The following is a 16,672-nucleotide window of genomic DNA, read 5'->3' on the forward strand; positions in this document are numbered from 1 at the left end:
GTAAAAGCTTAAACGAAATTATTAAATCCAGATATAAAAATAATTCGTTTAAGTTGTTGAATTTTACTCATAATAATCTTTGATGTGCTTAACAAATTGAAAAGAGGAGTTGAACGACACATGCAATTTGATTCAAGAAACACTACCGAAACGGCAATATTAAGGTATAAAGAAGGACTTGGAATGTTCGCTGAAAAAATGCCGGAATTAGTAGATAGGTATCATTCTTTTACTGAGGAATGCTTTAAAGATGGGGCCTTAACCCAAAAGGAAAAACAACTTATTGCTCTTGGCATTAGTCTTCATGCTCAAGATGAATATTGCATCATGTATCATATTAAGGGATGTCTTGATCAAGGATGCAGTGAGCAAGAAATACTAGAAGCTGTTGGGGTGACTTCAGCTTTTGGCGGTGGGGCTGCTATGAGCCAAGCAGTTACACTTGTTCAAGATTGCATTCAGGAATTAAATCAATTAAAGCAGTAAGAATTTGATTCTTTTATATATAACTTTCTGGACGAAATCTTAAAGATTTTCGTCCGTTTTGCTTAGGACTGTTTAATTACAAAAACAAATGGAAAAGAACGATAAATTATTTAAAAAGGAGCAAGCCATGAGTAATCAAAATTTAAAATCTGAAGCGATTAAGATTATTTCTAATCATAGAACAGGCGTCCTTTCAACGGTTGAAAATAATAAACCTCACTCACGATATATGACGTTTTATAATAATGATTTAATCTTGTATTCGCCAACGAAAATGGATACTGAGAAAATTGATGATATAGAGAAAAATCCATTTGTTTCAGTCCTTTTAGGCTATGAAGGACAAGGAAAGTCCGATTCCTATGTTGAAATTGCTGGAACCTGCCAAATGAATACTTCTCAGGAATTGAAAAAACAACTTTGGGATGAATCCTTTAATAGCTGGTTCGTCGGTCCTGAAGACCCCAACTATATATTTCTAGAAATACATCCAGAAATAATCCGTATCCTAAATAAACACGGAGAATCTCAAGAGCTTACTTTAAAATCAGTAAAGCAGACACTTTTTAACCAGCAAAAAGGCTTTCCTTTCATTTACTTCAAATGAAAGGAAGAGCCATCAATGATTTCAACATCCGTTCTTGTCTTGATTTCATCCATTAATTTGAACAGTGCTTCATCCTTTCTTTTGGCCTCAATCATACAGTCAATTTGCGTAACACTGCCCTTAATTTCTTTTAGGAACTTAAAAAACATTCCAGAGTCAATAAAATCTGAATGGTAACGAAACGAAGTCTCGCTTTTTGGACTAGATATGTGCATTTTTATAGGAAGTGGAGAATCCCTCCATGTGTGCACAACCCGATCCCAGTTTGTTTCCCAATTTATATTTTGATGATGGGCAAGGTGATGGTGATAGTCAAAAACAAGCGGTATCCCCAGTTTTTCGCATAAAAATAACGTATTTTCAAGTGTAAAAGAAGTATCGTCGTTTTCAAGCATAATCATTTTTTGAATAGATTTTGGGACCTCCATCCAATTATCAATAAAACGTTCAAGTGATTTTTCAGTCTCCTTATAATTGCCGCCCACATGCATAACACAACGATGAGTTGAGTCAATCCCCATTCCCTTTAGTAATAAATAATGCAGCTTTAACGTATTTAAAGAATTTATTAAGATATGTTTTTCCTTTGAGTTAATCAGAACAAAGTGATCTGGATGAAAATCAATTCTCATCTTGTATCTCTTTGCAAAATCCCCAATTGTTCGGAGCGATCCTTGCAGCGGCGATAAATAGTCCCAATCTTTAAGTACCTCATGGGTTGCTAAAGGAATAAGACGCGAGGTTAAACGATAAAAATGAATTTCTGAAGCAGCATTATGCTTTAGATGCCTGAGAGTATTTTGTAAATTTATTAGCGTAATACTTTCCAGTTTTTGAATAGCAGCTTCACGATTCCCTATTTTCTGAAACTGGGCAAATGTCATTGTTTTAGATGGGGATGCACTTTTTAGTCCCATGCTCATAGCAACATACCCAAGACGTATAATTGTCATTAATTCCACCTCATCTACAGTATGGATATAATGGTGAAAAAGTAGACAATTTAACACTTTTATACATTTCTTTTTAGAGCATAAACTCGATCTCACAATCTCAAGAAATTAATTCTTAGGAAACTACAATCTATACATTAAATTAAAAGTGGAATTTGATATTAAATGATGGCTGACAACTTTGAAATGTGGGTATAAAGGAGATAGAATAAGCGAAATAAAATCCTTCCTTGCTTATCCTATCTTTTTATCGCAGATTAACGGGCAGTAAGTCCCCCACTTCAATGATTCGAGTAAAACAAAGAAGAGTAAGTGGGGGATCAACTGCCCGTAAAGGCCCGATAAGTTCAACTAACAATCAGTGGGGGATGAGGAAAGCCCCCACTGATTGAAGTTTCACTTTATCAAATGAACCAATGCATCCAGCTTTTTTGTTCTTTCAGCTCGAGCTTGCATGGCTTGATCAATGGTTACTGCGATGAAACGGCATTTCGATAATGGTCTTGATTGGGCGATTAGATCTAAATCCTGGCTAATGACGGTACCAATCGTAATAAACCCCCCGCCCGTTGTTGCATCATTTTGCAGCACAATGAGTTCTTCTTCGTTTGTAAACAAAACAGAGCCAATGGGATAAGCAATATCAACAACATTGGAAAAACTATTTCCTGCACCGAATGGTGGATGCTGCTCCGTAAAGGACACCTTTGGACCCTTATAACGATAAGCAACTCGATTGGATTCATGCGATACCGACCATTCTGAATTGAGGAAGGTTTTTAGAGCATGATCATTCATTAAATAACCTGTCATCCCCATCATGACACGTAACTCTTGAAAATGATGAAAGGATGGGACAAATTCCAATGGGGTGAATTTACCAATCTGCTTTGAAGCGCCTGGTAATGGTTCGTTAATTGGTATCCTGTCTCCTGCAATTAATTTTCTGCCGCAAAAGCCTCCAATTTGACTTAATTCATAGGTCGATTTACTGCCTAATACATCCGGGACATTTACTCCTCCAGAAATACATAGATAGCTTTTCACCCCTATTGGACAAGCTTTTATTGTTAATATATCTCCTTCTTTCACATAATGTGTTTCCCATAAGGATAAAGGTTGATGATTTAAGTAAGCCTCCATTGGTGCACCTGTTAAAGCGATGATTAAGTTTTTATGAAACTCAAACTCTCCGCCTATTAACGTCATTTCAAGTGCTGCAAATTCTACTGGGTTTCCGACAAGAAGGTTTCCGATTAAAAAGGAGTATTTATCAGCTGCTCCCGATGGAGGAATGCCCAGATGATACTTTCCCACTCGTCCCATATCTTGAACTGTTGTCCATAACCCCGGATCCTTCACTTCGATCATTAAAAATCCCCCATTAACTCTCGGACATATTGTTTGCCTTTTTCGGCATATTCAAGTGGTGATAGATCAATTTCTTTCATTTTATATCGATACTTTCCGGTTTTTACTTCACTTGAAATCTTATTATATTGGGATTCATTTATAGGGCGATATTTCCAAATATCTCCCGGTCTAGCTAAAAAAGAAGTCTCTTTTAAGGCCTCTAATTGGTTGTTTTGATCGACAACAGGAATAGCAGACCGGCCTATAAGCTGATAGCTTCCTGGCCCATTTACTGGGTAAATGACATTGAATGCCCCACCTAAGCCAATCCCTCTTTCCGGTGTTTCCGTTCGAGGACTATTATATTTTGGGGCTTGGATGATTTCGTTTGGCTGTAATCCGAGTGGAAAATGCCAAGCCGTTCCCGGCAAAAAACCAACCATCGTAATTAAATAAGGAGTCTCTGAATGACATTTAATAAATGCTTCCTTGTCTGTAAATCCATTTACCTTCATGACAAACTCAAAGTCCGATAAGTCTGGTGAGGGGTGTCTATTCTTGAAGCGGTAGGAAAATTCTTTCGATACCGGATCATCGTACCATGCTGGAATCTCTACTATTCGAACAGAAAAATGTAACTTTGTTGGATCGCTTTTGGTTAAATCTATTTCTTTTAAATAGTCTAGTAGATCTCTTGCTGAGATGATGTCCGGATTATAGCGAACTAAATAGGATGAATTGGATGAAACAATATCAATAATTCCGGGTATTTCCCTTTTTCTCAGCTCATCCGTAACAGCCAGTGCTTTAAAATTACTTTCAATTCTCATATCACGGGATATTTCAGCATAAATATATTCATCTCCGCCGAAATTAAAGTGAGTTTCAGGCAAATTAAACATTAAGTGCCCCCCTTATTATTTCAGCTTTTTTATCCGTCTGCTGATCGTAGCAGGACTAACTCCTAATACTTTTGATAATTTATCGGCCGTTCGATATTTTTGCATTCCTCGTTCTATTAGCTGAGTTTCTAATTCTTCTACAGCTTCTTTCAGCGGCATCAGTTCTAAAACAAATAGTTGTTTTTTCTTTTTTTGCACTTCACCGTATAGATATTTCAATGCATGCTCCCGCTGAATCCATTCTCCCTCGGTCAGCAGAATCAATCGCTCTACTATATTTTGGAGTTCCCTTACATTTCCCGGCCACGCATATGTTTCTAATACTTCAATGGCTTCTGGGGTAAAACTTTTTTTGATATCATACATTTGATTGAATTGCTCCAAAAAATAAATGGATAAAGGCAGGATGTCTTCTTTCCGTTCCCGTAAGGAAGGAATACGAAATGGAATGACGTATAATCGATAGTATAAATCCTCCCTAAACTCCCCTTGATTGACCATTTCTTGTAAATCTTTGTTCGTTGCCGTAATAATCCGGACATTGATCGATATTGGTCGTATCCCACCTATCCGCGTCACTTCTCTCTCCTGCAGCACGCGTAATAGCTTTACTTGCATATTTAAAGGCAGCTCGCCAATTTCATCAAGAAATAGCGTACCGTTATTAGCAATCTCGAATAAACCCGCTTTCCCATTTTTGTCTGCTCCCGTAAAAGAACCTTTCTCATATCCGAACAATTCACTTTCGATTAGGTTTTCAGGAATCGCACCGCAGTTAATTCTGACAAATGGCTGTTTGCTTCGGGGGCTTGCTGTATGGATTTTTTGGGCGAATACTTCTTTTCCGACACCTGATTCGCCTTCGAGTAAAACGGTTGAATTAAATTGAGCCACTCGTTTGATCTCTGTGACTAATTGTTCTATTTTTTTCGAACGATAAACAAGTCGTTTTTCTTTATTATTTATTTCATTACGGTTATGTAGTGATTGACCTGTTCCTTCTCCAGATTGAATGGGGAGTGAGGTACTTTCAGGCGTAATATCCCTAGAAAGGACAACTACTTTTTCTAATCTCCCTTCGTGATAAACCGGGGTCGCAACTGACCATATTCTACAGTTTCCAACGGAATCCTGAATTGCAGTAACTTTTTTTCTTTGCTTCTGGCACAATTCAAAAACATTCGGCTGAAAAATGTTTCTTTTTGAAAATTCATCAATATTTTTCCCGATGATTTTCTCAGGCTTGTCCACTTTCCAAAAGTCCCTTAGAAACATTCCTGCTACACGGATGATTTTTCCACTATCATCGATCACAAGTATTTGTTCCTGGGAAGAAGCATATACAGCTTGTAAATCTGAATTCAAATTACGAACAAAATCTAACTCTTGTACGGCCTCTTCGAAAACTTCTCTTGAGAAAAAAACATGGACAAGTCCTGTTATATTTCCATCGACTTTTAAAGGATAGAAGTTTCCACTGATTTGTTTAAAGTTAATCGAAGAGTTGATACTTACAAGCGTTTCTCCATCCATAACCTTATCCAGATTTTTATCACTCGTTAAAAGTGTTTTATAGTTTCGAAATAATAAAAATGAACTGGGGATGCCTAAAATATTTTCTGCCGTCTCATTAATAAATTCAATTTGGTAATCGATATTTGTCCGAACAATCCCTACACCAGCACCGTGTAAAAGCAGATTGATATCCTTTAGCCTTAGCTCACTGATATTATGTCTTGCCTGATCAATGGTCGTATAGCCAATAATTTCTTCATTAGCATCTACTCCAATTATTAATGAAACATTATGGTAAAATTCCACAGGAGAAAATTGCGGCACTTTTAAAATATCATTTTTATAGCTAATCCGTTGGGTTAAATCTGAGGTTTGAGCGATTTGATTTAATAGAAGCTCCATTGTACAATAACCAATTAGAGCCCCCTTATCCTTTACAAAGATAATATCCACATTTTGTACAGAGAAATGATGAATGACATCTCCAATTGAACTATGTATATCAACAAAGACTGAAATCGGTTGCAAAATATCTTTCCAAATGATCAACCTATCCGACCCCTCCTGATAAAAACAAGCCTCATATGAACCAATTATACTTATTCTAGTAGCAAATAGGAACCTATTAATCGGAAAATATAGATATTTCTATTTATTCAGATTTTTTATCTTCTTATAGTCTCCCTGAGTATCAATATCCAATACGATACCTTCATCCTCCACAGAAACAAGTTTGCGATGTGAAAAATGATTCATAATTGCCTTAGCACCACGATCACCCTTCAGCTGCATAAATAGATTTCTATCAAATTGTCCAAAAAAAACAGGATGTCCTGGTGTCCCTTTATACTCAGGTTGAACAATGAAGCTCTTCTCACCTTCCAAGAGCATATCGGCACCTATCTGATAAATGGATTGAACAGTATTTTTCGCAATAAAAGGCAGATCACCAAGAAAAACCATAATACCCGCATGCTGCTTCCCAATGTTTGAGATACCTGTTTTTAAAGAGGAACTTTGCCCAAGTAAATAATCTTCATTCACAACCCAGCGAAAGCGAGGATCATCTATTGTTATCGCTTTCTGTATATTGACTGCTTCACAGCCGATTACAGTTATAATTTCGGAAAAATCCACAGAGGCTGCAACACGAATCACATGCTCTAATAGTGGCCGTTCCTTTAATAATAGTAATTGCTTTGGCTGCCCCATTCTTGTAGATGTACCAGCCGCAAGAATAATAGCACAAATTGATGAACTCATCCTATTTCCTTTCATACCAGCTCTTTTGTCTCCGGTGATTTATGAATATATTTAGAGTCTTGTAAAAATCCGCCTGTATAGCCATTCTTTTTCGCAACGACTTCCGCTAAAATACTTAGAGCGATTTCTTCAGGTGAAACAGCACCAATATCGAGACCAATCGGGCTGTACATTCTTTCGAGCTCCTCTTTCTCAAAATAGATACCATCCTCTTCCAGCGCCTTAAGCATGCGAACACGCCTAGAGCGCGGACCAAGAACACCGATATATGGCGATGGCGACCGTAAAACAAATTTCAATGTTTCCTGATCCCTCTCAATATGGTGATTCATAACAACGATATATGTTCTCTGGCCAATTTTAACTTTTTCCTGAAATTCACTCGTTTTAGCAATGAGCCTATTTGTAGATGGGAAGCGTTCCTCACTATTATAAAACTCTCTCTGGTCAACGACTGTAGTTTTAAAGCCTAAAGAAACCGCATATTTTGCCACTGGCATCGCATCATGGCCAGCCCCAAAAATCATTAGTTCAGAAGGAGGAATGTATACATCAATGAACACATGAATCTCTATTCCACCCGGAAGCGTGAATGTACGTGTTTCTGACTTCGGATTTGTTTCATTTAATTTTCTTAAGGCTATTTCTTTCACACGCAGGTTGATTTCATCATCACCCAGATCACCTATGATTATATTTCCTTTAGAAATAAAGAGACGTCCTGGTTCCTTTTCAGTCTGTATTTGATTTATTGGCAGTATCGTCGCGAGAACACACTCTTCCTCTTCTTTGAAACTCCTTAACCACGCTTCAAACGGTGATAGCTCTAACATTGTATCCCTCCATTTATTTATTTTTTTGTCTTAAATTGCTTCAGGTTCGACAGGTTCAATGTAAATTTTCACCGTACCGGGACAGCCAAGCCCAAGCCCCCATACAAGATCTTCATCCAGATCATACGTTTTTAATATAGGGGTACCAGACTTTATTACAGATTTTGCCACTTCAGCGACATCTGACTCTAGACAGCCACCTGAAATCATCCCAATCATGTTGTCTTCCTCATCAACAAGCATTTTCGCCCCTTCTCGTCGATAAGCTGAACCACCAACACTGACAACCGTTGCTAGTGCAGATTTTCGGCCTGATTTTCGTGTCCGGTCAATCGCTTCAATAATTAATTCATTTTCATACATATCAATACCTCCTATGAATCTATTTTGTCCAACTAAAAAGGGGCGTTCTTATAGAAGATGCGCCCCTATTCTATTCATCTATCAACAAGAAAAGCGCAAGCGCCTTCGGAACAATCAAAAACCAGATTGTTCCTGCGATGATTATTCTAAGGAGCTTTCCTTAGTGCTCACCCCTGACAAACATAAGACGGGCCGACAGGAAGGTTGTTCTTTAACCTTCTTGGCGGAATGGCTTATGACCTCGAGGGGGTAGGCGCTGGAGCTAGACATTTCTCTAACTCGGGAAAAGTTATACTTTCTTATCTTTTTAAAAATACTTTCTTTAATGCACGTTCTGTATAAACCTTACACAGGTTTCTTCTATAATCCTCAGAAGTGAATAGATCACTTGCCATGTCGCCTTCTTCAGCTGCTAATTGGGCAGCTTCTTTTAACAAGGTTTGTGACAATGTTTGGCCTAAAAGTTTCTCTTCTACAGAAGTTGCCCGATACGCAACATTTCCAACACCCGTAATGGCGATTCGAATGTAATCAATGACATCATTTTCTCCAACGCCTGCAACAACAGCAACGCCAATTACTGGGTAACCTGATGCTGGATGGGAGAATTTGAGATATTCTGCCTTCGTATGAGCTGGCGGAATGGCAAAAGAGATACTTGTTAATACACTGTTTTCAGGCAGCATTGTAATGAGCGGCCCCACAATGAAACTATCAATATTCATCATTTCCGGTCCGTCTTCTCCATGAATAGCTATTTCAGCATCAAGGACGAAGGCAGCAGCAGGCAAATCGGCAGCCGGATCAGCATGGGCAATATTTCCGCCAATCGTGCCTCGATTTCGCACCTGCAAATCACCAATTTGACGCACAGTTTCGGATAATACCGGAATGTATTCTTTCACGATCGGATCATTCGCAATTTGGAAATGGGTAGTCAAAGCACCAATGACAATGCGGTCCCCTTCCTTGCGCACGCCTTTAAGCTCTGAGATACGGCTAATATCAATCAATGCTCCCGGCTCCGATAATCTAAATTTCAATAGTGGTACTAGGCTATGTCCCCCGGCAATCAGCTTTCCTTCGCCGTTAAATTGCTTCATTTGTTGGATTGCCTCATCAATTGAATTTACGCGAACATAATCAAATTTAGAAGGTATCAATTCACTTGCCCTCACTTTCAGAAATCGCACGCCACACTTTTTCAGGTGTCAACGGCATTTCAATATCTTTAATCCCATATGGTTCTAACGCATCCATGACTGCATTCATGATCGCAGGAGTCGATGCAGTCGTTCCTGTTTCTCCTATACCTTTTGCACCAAGTGGATTAACCGGGGACAGAGTTTCTGTAAAGGCTGTTTCGATTTCCGGGAAGAAACGTGCCTTAGGCATTGCATAATCCATAAAGGTACCTGTTAAAAGCTGTCCATCTTCGTTATACACCGTTCCCTCCCAAAGTGCCTGACCAATCCCTTGAGCAATACCACCATGAACCTGCCCTTCAGCTGTCAATGGATTGATGACTCGCCCAACATCATCAACGGCGATATAGCGTTTGATTTCAATTTGTCCTGTTTCTTTATCAACTTCAACAACCGCAATATGTGTACCAAACGGATAAACAAAGTTTTCTGGATCGAAAAAGGACTGCGCTTCAAGTGATGGTTCCAGACCCTCTGGTAAATTCCAAGCCATGTTTGCCGATTTTGCGATTTCCTGAAAAGTTCGTTCAAATCCTGGAGCACCTTTCACTGAAAAGATACCTTTTTCAAATATTAAATCTTCTACTGGCGCTTCAAGCTCATGAGCGGCAATTTTCTTTGCTTTTTCGATGACACGGTCAGTCGCAATGGAAACTGCAGTCCCCCCTACAGCTACTGAACGGGAACCATATGTCCCCCACCCCATAGAAATTGCCTTTGTATCTCCAAAGACGAGTTCAATGTCATCCATAGGTATGCCTAGTTTTTCTGCAACGACTTGACCAAAGGTTGTGGCATGTCCTTGGCCATGTGGAGATGTTCCTGAATAAACAGTTACTTTTCCAGACGGATGGACACGAACAGTTGCGTTTTCCCAAACTCCCCCTTGGAATCCGATTGCACCAGCCACCTTTGAGGGGCCAAAACCGCATAACTCAACATAAGTAGAGAATCCAATTCCAATTAATTTTCCTTGCTTGCGTAATTCCTTCTGTGTTTCCCGGAATTTGTTATAATCAAACATTTCTAAAGCCTTTGTTAGCGGTTTTTCATAATCACCGCTGTCATATAATAGGCCTTGTGCATTTGTAAAAGGAAACTCTTCTTTTTGTACAAAGTTTTTCCTTCTAAGCTCAAGAGGGTCCATCCCGATTTCTTTTGCGAACAAATCGATTGCCCGTTCAATCTGATATGTTGCTTCCGGCTTTCCTGCCCCACGATAAGCATCAGTTGGTGTTGTATTTGTATATACACCAAATGTTTCGCATGAAGCATAAGGGATTTTATAACATCCTGTTACCATTAAACCAAAATCAATGGTTGACACCCCTGGTCCCATTGTGGATAAATACGCACCAACATTATGTGTATTTTTGACACGAATCGCACTTAGGGTTCCGTCCCTTTTTCCAAATAGCTCCACGTCAAGGACTTCATCTCGTCCATAGTTTGAAGCCGTAAAGTGTTCGATTCTTTCTTCAATCCATTTCACAGGACGACCTAAATCACGAGCTGCATAGCCAACAAGTGCTTCATCAGGATATACACCAATTTTCCCTCCAAAACCACCACCCATATCTGGCGCAATCACGCGTAATTTTGCTTCGGAGATCTCGAGTACTCCGGATAAAACCATGCGATGAATATGAGGATTTTGGGACGTACACCAAAGTGTTAATTCCCCGCTTCCAGGATTGTACTGACCAATTGCCGCACGTGTTTCAATGGGGCTCGGAGCTACTCGCTGAATATAGAAGCTTTGTCGAATAGCTACTTCTGCATTCTCACAAACCTCTTCAGGTATTTCTCCAGCTTTCCAATGGAAGGCGATATTATTCTCTATATCATCATGAACAAGAGGTGCATCATTTTGCATGGATTGTTTCTGCCCTACAGCTGGAGAAAGAGTTTCGTATTCCACATCAATTAAATACATTGCGTCGCGAACAGCATAACGCCCTTCCGCTATGACAAGTGCGACACCGTCTCCAACATATCGCACCCGATCAATCGCCAATGGATATTGCGGGGCTTCTTTCAGATTGCATCCCGGGACAAGCCATGATGAAGGAACAGGGCCAATTTTTCCTTCTAAATCTTTTCCAGTATAAATCGCGACAACTCCTGGTGCCTTTAAGGCTTCTTCCACATTGATGCTCTTAATCATGGCGTGAGCATGAGGGCTTCGCAAAATAGCGGCATGCAACATTCCCGGTAATTGTATGTCATCTGAAAAATAACCGTTACCTGTTATGAGCTTTGGATCTTCTTTTCGCTTCAGTCGAGCACCTACAACCTTTGTCATGATCAGCGCTCCTCCCCTACTAATTGAACTTCCGTTTCTCTCATTATCTGTGCAGCATGTTTGACAGCTTCCACAATAAATTGATAGCCTGTGCAGCGGCAAATGACACCTTCAAGTCCTTCGCGAATTTCCTCGTCACTCGGATTTGGGTTTTGCTTCAACAGACCAACCATCGCCATCATGACACCAGGCGTACAGTAGCCGCATTGTAATCCGTGCTTCTCCCAAAAACCTTGCTGGATTGGGTGCAAATTATTCACATCCCCAAGTCCCTCTACTGTAGTAATTTCTGATCCATCCGCTTGTACGGCTAGCACCGTACAGGATTTCACCACTTCACCATCCACCATCACTGAACATGCGCCACACTGGCTCGTATCACAGCCTATATGTGTTCCTGTCAAACCAAGATCATCACGAATATAGTGCGCAAGCAGCGTTCGCGGTTCTACTTTCGCGCATCTTTCTTTTCCGTTGATTTTCACCTTTACATTTACATTTTCAATTGCCATCTCCTGCACCTCCCAATCAATATCTGATTATGCTAGACCAGTTGCTTCGCCTCTTTATCAATCTCTTTAAAAAATTGACCAATAACCACTTTCGCTACCCCACTCATAACTCGCTGTCCAACAGAAGCTAGGATTCCTGTTAACTTCACATCTGCCAGACATTGAAGAATGGTTCCCTCCTCTGTTTCCAATAGAACCATTTCCGCGTCAGCATCAATCTCACCCGGCTTGCCCTTACCAGTAACAAGCAGACGGTAAAACTCAGGCTCCTTCCTATCTACCTGGCGGACATCGCCTATAAATACTCCCTTAACTGGACCAATACTAATACCTAGCTCCGATTCAAAAACATTGTCCTCCACTTCAACAAATGACTTACAGCCTGGTAATGTTCTTTTCAACACCTCCTTATCTTGAATAGTTCTCCATAACACTTCTCTTGGGATACTCTTGAAAGTGTATGAATGCTCAATTTTCAAAGCGATCACTCCTTAAAAACAGTTTTGATTCATATTCTTTTCTCATAATCATAATATTCAAATAATTAATCACAAACTTTGTTCGTAACGCTTCGGCTATTTGAAGCATTAACCTCCGATATACGACATTTCAATTTTTTTACGATTCGCTTGATTCGTTTGTAATAACCGTTCATCAGAATATCGATCATAACGGCCTTTCCAAATCTCTATTATTCTATCTCTGATTTGAGTATCGCTAGCTTCTGAACGTAATAACTCTCGTAGGTCAAATCCTTTCGTTGCAAATAGGCATAAATACAGTTGACCATCCGCTGATAACCGCGCTCTTGTACATGAACTGCAAAAAGAATCGGTCACAGAAGAGATCACACCTATTTCTTCGTCTGTTCCTTTGTATCGATAACGCGAAGCTACCTCCCCAAAGTAATTAGGAACTATTGGTTCGAGTGGCATTTGTTCATGGATTAACTTGATCATTTCCTCTTTTGAAACAACCTTTTTTAAATCCCATCCATTGCAATTACCTACATCCATAAATTCAATGAAGCGCAAAACATGGCCAGTTCCGCGAAAGTGTTGAGCCATAGGAATGATATCATGGTCATTAATTCCTCTTTGAACGACCATGTTTACTTTTACTTTCATCCCGACGGAAGCCGCAGCTTCAATCCCCTCTAACACATCTTTCACCTTGTACACTCGGCTGTTCAACTTATTGAATATGGCATCATCTAACGTATCGAGGCTAACATTAATCCTCTTAAGACCTGCATCCTTTAACTTCTTGGCATACCCTTTAAGCAGCACCCCATTTGTAGTCAAAGAAATATCTTCGATTCCTTTTAAAGACAATAGAAGAGAGATGAGTCGAGGTAAGTCATTTCTCATTAAGGGCTCTCCGCCTGTAATTCGAAGCTTCTTAACCCCAAGTTGTGTAAAGATTGATGCTAATCGCTCGATTTCTTCAAAGTTTAACAATTGCTGCTTCGGTAAAAAAACATGATCTCGTCCAAAAATCTCCTCCGGCATGCAATATTGGCATCTAAAATTACATCGATCTGTTACCGATATTCGCAAATCCCGAAGCGGCCGTGCAAATTGATCATGAATAGGATACATTTTAGACATGACTACACTCCTTTTTAAAGAAAACTCGCCGATTGGCGAGCCTTGAAAAGGCGAAGACAGAGGCGTATTTGCACTTATCGCGCTCATATATGCCACTTCCTCCCAAAAGCTTCTCTTTTGGTCGTGCGATGTATCTCTGACGAAGCTTTCCTTATCCTGTGGCATTCTCCCGACTAGGACATCCTGTCCGTCGTACTTAATTCCTAAAATCGGCAACTACGTCGAATCATTTTCTGCGCTGGCAATTTATACTTTCTTAACGTGTAAGAAAGGACTAAATCATACTTTTAATCGAAACAATCTCGACGCCGCCCTCTTTTAAAGCTTCTACGATTTTTTTGGCCAAAATAGGAGCACCTGGTGTGTCCCCGTGAATGCATATGGTTTCTGCTTTAATGGAAACATCTTTTCCATCGTAAGTGATGACTCTTTCTTCTTTGACCATTCGGACAACTCTCTGCGCCATCGCTTCATAATCAGTGATTTGTGTACCTTTCCTCGTCAGTACAATAGATCCATTTTCTGTATGCTCTCGGTCTGCATAGGCTTCTTTAGCAACTGGCACTCCCATTTTTATCGCTTCTTCCATTACCTCAGACTGGTTAAGAGCAAAGATTATCATTTTCGGGTCAATCGCATGAATTGTTTCTAATATCGCCCGAGCTAATGCTTTATCTTCCGCTGCTTTCATAAATAAGGCTCCGTGCGGTTTACAATGCTGAATTCGAACATTTTCTGCAGAACAGAACTCTCTTAATGCACCTACTTGATACATAACATAATCTTTAATTTCGGATGGCGTACAAGTCATATAACGACGGCCAAAACCCAATAGATCGGGAAATCCCGGATGAGCGCCAATTCCTACATCATATTTCTTAGCAAGCTCCACCGTCTTTCTCATGACATGCGGATCTCCAGCATGGAAGCCACATGCAATATTAGCCGAAGTAATATACTTCATCATCTCTTCATCATTGCCCAATTCATAAAGGCCGAAGCTTTCACCCATATCACAGTTCAAATCAACTTTAAACATCGTGTCACCTCATTAGAAAAGCGCAAGGCGCCTTGATAATATAGGAACGCAGGCTAAATACGCCACGTCCTCCCAAAAGCAGAGCTCTTGGTCTTGCGATGTGTCGCTGTCGCAGCTTTCCTTGTCCTGTGGCAACGCCTGCATGACCCACATCCTGTTGACCTCAAGCATAAGACGAGCCGGCATGAAGGTTGTTCTTTAACCTTCGTGACGGATTGGCTTAGACCCGTGAGCCGATGGCGCCTGGCGCTAGACATTTCTCAAACTAGAAAAAGTTATACTTTATTCTTTAACTAATTGACCTTTATTTTTCTCCAGAAATGCAGTCGTATAGCTGCCATCCATAAACTGATCGTTTCTCATTATTTTTTTGAGAAGCAGCAGATTTGTTTTCACTCCATGTATATCAATCTCTTCAAGCACTTTTTGCATTTTTGCAAGAGCATGATCACGAGATATGCCGTGAACAATAATTTTTCCAATCATCGGGTCATAAAAAGGGGTAACCGCACTGCCGTTTATGTAGCCAAAGTCAAATCTTGCCTCATTTTCTGGCAATTCCAAACTGGAAATGACCCCTGGACTTGGGAAGAACGTATAAGGATCTTCCGCATAAAGTCTGCATTCAATCGCGTGACCTGTTTGATTGATCTCTTCCTGTGTAACAGCTAATGGTTTTTTAGCAGCAATCTTCAGCTGCCATTCAACTAAGTCCAGCCCTGTTATTTCTTCCGTTACTGGATGTTCAACTTGCAGACGGGTGTTCATTTCAAGGAAATAGAAATTTTTGTTTTCATCAAAAATAAATTCCATTGTTCCTACATTCGTATAATTGATTTGCTCTACACCACGAACGGCGGCTTCCAACAGCTCTTTTCTCAGGGCATCATCCAAAAATGGCGATGGGCTTTCCTCAATCACCTTTTGATTTCGGCGTTGCACTGAACATTCTCTTTCAAACAGATGCAAAACATTTCCATAAGTATCCGCGACGATTTGCACTTCAATATGGCGGGGATTCAAAATCCATTTTTCTAAAAAAACAGTGCCATCATTAAAAAATGAATTCGCTTTTTGCTTCGTCCCATCAAATACCTTTATTAACTCTTCTTGATCATGAACAAGCTGCATTCCGATACCGCCACCGCCAGCACTTGCTTTTAGCATCAACGGGTAGCCAAGCTCATTCGCAACCAGTACTGCTTCCTCTACAGAATCAAGGCTTCTATCTGTACCCGGTACTACCTTCACACCTGCTTTTTGCATTTGAACACGAGCCTCAAGCTTGCTGCCCATTAGGCGTATTGTTTCTGCAGAAGGACCGATGAAGACAATATTCTCTTCTTCACAACGGCGTACAAATTCTGGGTTTTCAGATAAGAAGCCATACCCAGGATGAATGGCATCGGCATTTGTTTTCTTTGCTACCTGAATGACTTTTTCTACATTAAGATAGCTCTTTTTCGCTTGAGCTGGACCGATGCAAACGGCCTCAGTTGCCTCACTAACATGTGGCGCCTCAGCATCAGCTTCAGAATAAACAGCGACTGTATCGATACCAAGCTTTTTGCAGGTGCGAATGATTCTCCTCGCAATTTCTCCTCTGTTTGCAATTAGCACCTTTCGAAAATAGCTCATCTTCCCTTTATCCTCCTCATCACAAAGGCTTTGTTACATCAAAATGCTGTTATGGCATCCTTCAGCCATATTCATTATCACAGCTTCC

Annotated in this window: 16 protein-coding genes; 2 read left to right on the plus strand and 14 right to left on the minus strand. The window is 40.1% G+C overall.

From position 1 onward, the window contains the following. The first annotated feature begins 120 nt into the window (after nt 1-120). Nucleotides 121-486, plus strand: a complete 366-nt coding sequence (locus FSZ17_RS20085) for a carboxymuconolactone decarboxylase family protein (RefSeq protein WP_057773679.1) — start codon at nt 121-123, stop codon at nt 484-486. Between the two features lie 127 nt (nt 487-613). Then, on the plus strand, nt 614-1,093 hold the full coding sequence (locus tag FSZ17_RS20090) for a pyridoxamine 5'-phosphate oxidase family protein (protein WP_057773680.1): 480 nt from the start codon (nt 614-616) through the stop codon (nt 1,091-1,093). On the opposite strand, the gene uvsE is transcribed toward FSZ17_RS20090, so the two are convergent. The 14 genes from uvsE to FSZ17_RS20155 form a co-directional block, all read right to left on the minus strand. Next, the gene (gene uvsE, locus FSZ17_RS20095; protein WP_057773681.1) at nt 1,081-2,046 is read right to left on the minus strand and encodes a UV DNA damage repair endonuclease UvsE; all 966 of its coding nucleotides are present in this window, start codon (nt 2,044-2,046) and stop codon (nt 1,081-1,083) included. The genes FSZ17_RS20090 and uvsE overlap by 13 nt on opposite strands. Before the next feature lie 396 nt (nt 2,047-2,442). Then, nucleotides 2,443-3,417 (minus strand): 5-oxoprolinase subunit C family protein, encoded by a 975-nt coding sequence (locus tag FSZ17_RS20100; protein ID WP_057773683.1) that lies wholly within the window; start codon nt 3,415-3,417, stop codon nt 2,443-2,445. After that, nucleotides 3,417-4,301, minus strand: coding sequence for a 5-oxoprolinase subunit B family protein (locus FSZ17_RS20105; protein ID WP_057773685.1), 885 nt, complete (start codon nt 4,299-4,301; stop codon nt 3,417-3,419). The genes FSZ17_RS20100 and FSZ17_RS20105 overlap by 1 nt, the downstream gene beginning before the upstream one ends. A 15-nt stretch (nt 4,302-4,316) precedes the next feature. Then, nucleotides 4,317-6,365 (minus strand): sigma 54-interacting transcriptional regulator, encoded by a 2,049-nt coding sequence (locus FSZ17_RS20110; RefSeq protein WP_057773687.1) that lies wholly within the window; start codon nt 6,363-6,365, stop codon nt 4,317-4,319. A 99-nt stretch (nt 6,366-6,464) separates the two neighbouring features. Then, nucleotides 6,465-7,079: a nucleotidyltransferase family protein gene (locus tag FSZ17_RS20115; protein ID WP_185150648.1), complete on the minus strand. Its 615-nt coding sequence runs from the start codon at nt 7,077-7,079 to the stop codon at nt 6,465-6,467. An 11-nt stretch (nt 7,080-7,090) separates the two neighbouring features. Next, nucleotides 7,091-7,912, minus strand: coding sequence for an XdhC family protein (locus FSZ17_RS20120; protein ID WP_057773691.1), 822 nt, complete (start codon nt 7,910-7,912; stop codon nt 7,091-7,093). Between the two features lie 30 nt (nt 7,913-7,942). Next, the gene (locus FSZ17_RS23810; RefSeq protein ID WP_057773693.1) at nt 7,943-8,275 is read right to left on the minus strand and encodes an XdhC family protein; all 333 of its coding nucleotides are present in this window, start codon (nt 8,273-8,275) and stop codon (nt 7,943-7,945) included. Nucleotides 8,276-8,574: 299 nt separating this feature from the next. After that, complete coding sequence (locus FSZ17_RS20125) at nt 8,575-9,438, minus strand: FAD binding domain-containing protein (protein ID WP_057773695.1); 864 nt, start codon at nt 9,436-9,438, stop codon at nt 8,575-8,577. A 1-nt stretch (nt 9,439) separates the two neighbouring features. Further along, a complete protein-coding gene (locus tag FSZ17_RS20130; RefSeq protein WP_057773697.1) occupies nt 9,440-11,785 on the minus strand; it encodes a xanthine dehydrogenase family protein molybdopterin-binding subunit in 2,346 nt (781 codons plus the stop codon). A gap of 2 nt (nt 11,786-11,787) precedes the next feature. Continuing rightward, on the minus strand, nt 11,788-12,297 hold the full coding sequence (locus FSZ17_RS20135) for a (2Fe-2S)-binding protein (RefSeq protein ID WP_057773699.1): 510 nt from the start codon (nt 12,295-12,297) through the stop codon (nt 11,788-11,790). Between the two features lie 32 nt (nt 12,298-12,329). Beyond that, nucleotides 12,330-12,785, minus strand: coding sequence for an SRPBCC family protein (locus FSZ17_RS20140; protein WP_228460241.1), 456 nt, complete (start codon nt 12,783-12,785; stop codon nt 12,330-12,332). 99 nt (nt 12,786-12,884) lie between these two features. Continuing rightward, a complete protein-coding gene (moaA, locus tag FSZ17_RS20145; protein ID WP_057773949.1) occupies nt 12,885-13,898 on the minus strand; it encodes a GTP 3',8-cyclase MoaA in 1,014 nt (337 codons plus the stop codon). Between the two features lie 283 nt (nt 13,899-14,181). Next, entirely contained in the window at nt 14,182-14,946 is a 765-nt protein-coding gene (locus FSZ17_RS20150; RefSeq protein ID WP_057773703.1) for a LamB/YcsF family protein, read from the minus strand. A 282-nt stretch (nt 14,947-15,228) separates the two neighbouring features. Further along, the gene (locus FSZ17_RS20155; protein ID WP_057773705.1) at nt 15,229-16,584 is read right to left on the minus strand and encodes an acetyl-CoA carboxylase biotin carboxylase subunit; all 1,356 of its coding nucleotides are present in this window, start codon (nt 16,582-16,584) and stop codon (nt 15,229-15,231) included. Nucleotides 16,585-16,672: the final 88 nt, after the last annotated feature.

This window comes from Cytobacillus dafuensis (assembly GCF_007995155.1).
Lineage (GTDB): Bacteria > Bacillota > Bacilli > Bacillales > Cytobacillaceae > Cytobacillus > Cytobacillus dafuensis.

Coding starts and splice junctions, on each gene's coding strand:
- FSZ17_RS20120 (WP_057773691.1), bottom strand. CDS start 7,912: ATGTTAGAGCTATCACCGTTTGAAGCGTGGTTAAGGAGTTTCAAAGAA.
- moaA (WP_057773949.1), bottom strand. CDS start 13,898: ATGTATCCTATTCATGATCAATTTGCACGGCCGCTTCGGGATTTGCGA.
- uvsE (WP_057773681.1), bottom strand. CDS start 2,046: ATGACAATTATACGTCTTGGGTATGTTGCTATGAGCATGGGACTAAAA.
- FSZ17_RS20150 (WP_057773703.1), bottom strand. CDS start 14,946: ATGTTTAAAGTTGATTTGAACTGTGATATGGGTGAAAGCTTCGGCCTT.
- FSZ17_RS20130 (WP_057773697.1), bottom strand. CDS start 11,785: ATGACAAAGGTTGTAGGTGCTCGACTGAAGCGAAAAGAAGATCCAAAG.
- FSZ17_RS20155 (WP_057773705.1), bottom strand. CDS start 16,584: ATGAGCTATTTTCGAAAGGTGCTAATTGCAAACAGAGGAGAAATTGCG.
- FSZ17_RS20090 (WP_057773680.1), top strand. CDS start 614: ATGAGTAATCAAAATTTAAAATCTGAAGCGATTAAGATTATTTCTAAT.
- FSZ17_RS20100 (WP_057773683.1), bottom strand. CDS start 3,417: ATGATCGAAGTGAAGGATCCGGGGTTATGGACAACAGTTCAAGATATG.
- FSZ17_RS23810 (WP_057773693.1), bottom strand. CDS start 8,275: ATGTATGAAAATGAATTAATTATTGAAGCGATTGACCGGACACGAAAA.
- FSZ17_RS20105 (WP_057773685.1), bottom strand. CDS start 4,301: ATGTTTAATTTGCCTGAAACTCACTTTAATTTCGGCGGAGATGAATAT.
- FSZ17_RS20135 (WP_057773699.1), bottom strand. CDS start 12,297: ATGGCAATTGAAAATGTAAATGTAAAGGTGAAAATCAACGGAAAAGAA.
- FSZ17_RS20085 (WP_057773679.1), top strand. CDS start 121: ATGCAATTTGATTCAAGAAACACTACCGAAACGGCAATATTAAGGTAT.
- FSZ17_RS20115 (WP_185150648.1), bottom strand. CDS start 7,079: ATGAGTTCATCAATTTGTGCTATTATTCTTGCGGCTGGTACATCTACA.